The 3,134-nt window shown below is 71.2% G+C and carries 2 protein-coding genes; both read right to left on the bottom strand.

Annotated elements, in window-relative coordinates; all coding sequences use genetic code 11:
* Positions 1-66 precede the first annotated feature (66 nt).
* On the bottom strand, positions 67-1,551 hold the full coding sequence (locus VIB55_RS22195) for a pitrilysin family protein (RefSeq protein ID WP_331878862.1): 1,485 nt from the start codon (positions 1,549-1,551) through the stop codon (positions 67-69).
* Positions 1,551-2,894, bottom strand: coding sequence for a pitrilysin family protein (locus VIB55_RS22190; protein WP_331878861.1), 1,344 nt, complete (start codon positions 2,892-2,894; stop codon positions 1,551-1,553). Before VIB55_RS22190 ends, VIB55_RS22195 begins: the two co-directional genes overlap by 1 nt.
* Positions 2,895-3,134 lie beyond the last annotated feature (240 nt).

The following is a 3,134-nucleotide window of genomic DNA, read 5'->3' as shown; positions in this document are numbered from 1 at the left end:
AAAGTGCGAGAGTGGTACTTTCGCACTCTCGCACTCTCGCACTTTCGCACTGCCCCTCGTCGGCGGCTACCGCACGAACTCCGTCACCTCGCGGATCTCCACCGGGCCCAGGTTGGCGGCGCGGATGCCCGCCTCCACCTTGGAGCGGTCGCCCACGATGACCACCACCGACTGCTCCGGGCGCACGTACTGGTTGGCCACCCGCCGCAGGTCGGCCGCGGTCACCGCCATCACCCGCTGCACGTAGGTGTCGAAGAACGACGCGTCCAGCCCGTACGTCTCCAGGGTCGCGAGCTGGCCCGCCACGTCCTGCGTGGTTTCCAGCTGGTCGGGGAGGCGCAGGGCCACGAAGGCCTTGGCCTTCTCCAGGTCCGCCTCGCTCACGTCCTCGGCGCGGATGCGGCCCAGCTCGCGGAAGAACTCCACCAGCGAGCTGTCGGTGGCGTTGGTCTGCACCCCGGCCCGCGCGGTGAAGGGGCCCTCGCCGCGCAGCATCTGGAAGCCGCTGCTGGCGCCGTACGACCAGCCGTGCGTTTCGCGCAGGTTGGTGTTCAGCCGGCTGGTGAACGAGCCGCCCAATAGCGTGTTCATCACCAGCAGCGCGTAGTAGTCGGGGGTGCTGCGGGCCACGCCCGGGTGCCCGATGCGGATTTCGGACTGCGCCGCGCCCGGCTTGTCGATCAGGTAGATGGTCGTCCGCCCGATCCGCGGCGCGGCGGGCGGCGTGGACGCCACCGCCGTGCCCTGCGCACGCCAGCCGCCGAAGGCCTGCTCCACCAGCGGCTGCATCTGGGCCGGGTCTACGTCGCCCACCAGGATCAGCGTGCTGGCTTCCGGCCGGAACCGCTGGCCGTGGAAGGCGGCGACGGCCTGGCGGGAGAGCGCCTGCGTGGCCGTCGCGGTGGGATAGCGGCCGTACGGGTGCCCGGAGCCATACACCAGCCCCGAGAACGCGTAGTTGGCGATGGTCCCCGCCTCGTCGCGGGCGCGGGCCAGCTGCGTCAGCCGCTCCTGCTTCAGCCGGTCCACCTCGCGCTGCGGAAGGTCGGGGCGCGTCACCACGTCGGCCATCAGCCGCAGCGCCTGCGGAAAGTTCTGCCGCAGCACGTACAGGTTGGCCTGGGCGGCATCCACCCCGGCACCGGTGCTGAGGTTGGCGCCCAGCAGCTCCAGCGCGTCGGCCAGCTCCAGCGACGAGCGGCCGCCGGCGCCCTCGTCGAGCATGTTGGCGGTGAACGAGGCCAGCCCCGGCGTGGCGGCGGGCTCGTCGGCGCTCCCCGCGCCGCGGGTGACCATCACCGCGCTGATCACGGGCAGCTCGGCCTGGCGCACGTAGACCACGTTCAGGCCGTTGCCCAGGCGCATGCGCACGGGGTCCGGCAGGTCCACGCGGGGCGCGGCGCCGGGCCGGGGCGCCGTGCGCGGAAACTCCGGGGCGGTGGCGACCGGGGCCGGGGCCGGCGCAGGCGCGGCTTCGGGAGCCGGGGCGGCGGCGGGGGTGCAGGCGGCCAGGGCCGCGCCGGCCGCGGCGATCGCGATGGTACGGTTCATCACTGGTTCTCCTCGGCGGCCAGCGCCGTCTTGCCCTGGGGCACGAAGCTGATCACCACGCGGTTGCGCCCGGCCATGTACTGCTGCGCCGCCCGCTGGATGTCGGCGGGGGTGAGGGCGCGGTAGCGCGCCAGGTCTTCCTCGGCGTGGTCGGGCTCGCCGGCGTAGTACAGGTAGTCGTTCAGCCGGTCGGCCTTGCCTTCCACCGTTTCCAGCGCGCTCACGAAGCCGGTGACCAGCGTGTTCACCACGCGGTCCAGCTCCTCGCGCGAGGGCGGGGTCTGCGCCAGGCGCGCCACCTCTTCGTTCACCGCCGCCTCGATGCGGTCCAGGTCAACGTCCGGCTTGGCGCGGATGCGGATCCACAGGTCGCCCGATAGCAGGTTGGCCTCGTGGAAGGCCGCGGTGAAGGCGGCCACCTGCTCGTCGTACACCAGCCGCTTGTGCAGCCGCGCGCTCTTGCCCTGCGTGAGCACCGCCGCCAGAACGTTCACCGCGGCCTCGTCGGCCGAAAAGCGCGGGCCGGTGCGCCACACCATGCTCAGCTCGGGAAGGGTCACCCGGTCTTCGCGCGTGGTGTAGACGGTGCGGGCCAGCGAGGGCACCGGAATCTGCGGGCGCTGCACGTCGGTGCCGCGCGGGATGCCGGCGAAGTAGCGCGTGACCCACTGACGCACCTGCTCGGTGTTCACGTCGCCCACGATGGCGATGGTGGCGTTGTTGGGCGCGTAGTAGGTGCGGAAGAACTCGGAAACGTCCTCCACCTGCGCGGAGTCGAGGTCGGCCATGGAGCCGATGGTGGTCCACGAGTACGGGTGGCCCGCCGGGTACAGCAGCGACGAGGCCGTTTCCCACAGCATGCCGTACGGCTGGTTCTCGTAGCTCTGCCGCCGCTCGTTCTGCACCACGCCGCGCTGCCCCGAGAGCTTGGTGGGCGACATGGCGTCGAGCAGGCCTCCCATGCGGTCGGCCTCAAGCCACAGGGCCAGCTCCACGGCGTTGGAGGGCATCACCTCGTAGTAGTTGGTGCGGTCGGTGGTGGTGCTGCCGTTGTTCCGGGCGCCGGCCGCTTCGAGCAGGTTGTCGAAGTCGCCCTCGGGCACGTAGCGCGAGCCCTCGAACATCACGTGCTCGAAGAGGTGGGCGAATCCCGTGCGGCCCGGCTTTTCGTAGCCGCTGCCCACGTGGTACCACACGTTCACCGCCACCACCGGCGTGGAGTGGTCTTCCGCCACCACGACGCGCAGCCCGTTGGGGAGCGAGAACATCGTGTGCGGGATGCTGACCTGCTGCGCCGCGGCGGGGGCCGCGAGCAGGCTTGCCAACAGGACGATCCGTTTCATCAAGCGGCCTTCCGGATGGGAGTTGCGAATGCGGTATGATACCGCCCGCCGGGGAGCCTGAAAAGAGCACATGCTAAAATATTCGCCCCCCGGCGAAGGGCAATGGTATCGGGCGTCGGCTCGGCTCCGCGGGCCCTCACCCCGCCGCGCTGACACGCGTGCGACCCTCTCCCGCAAGCGGGAGAGGGTGTACACACCAGACTTGGAGGCGCCAGTGGCAGGTCCGGTGCTCGGGCCGGC

It is taken from the genome of Longimicrobium sp. (assembly GCF_036554565.1).
In the GTDB taxonomy this organism is placed as follows: Bacteria; Gemmatimonadota; Gemmatimonadetes; order Longimicrobiales; family Longimicrobiaceae; genus Longimicrobium.
The sequence above is the reverse complement of the archived record's forward strand: the minus strand, read 5'-3'. Positions and strand labels throughout refer to the sequence as shown.

Coding starts and splice junctions, on each gene's coding strand:
- VIB55_RS22195 (WP_331878862.1), bottom strand. CDS start 1,551: ATGAACCGTACCATCGCGATCGCCGCGGCCGGCGCGGCCCTGGCCGCC.
- VIB55_RS22190 (WP_331878861.1), bottom strand. CDS start 2,894: ATGAAACGGATCGTCCTGTTGGCAAGCCTGCTCGCGGCCCCCGCCGCG.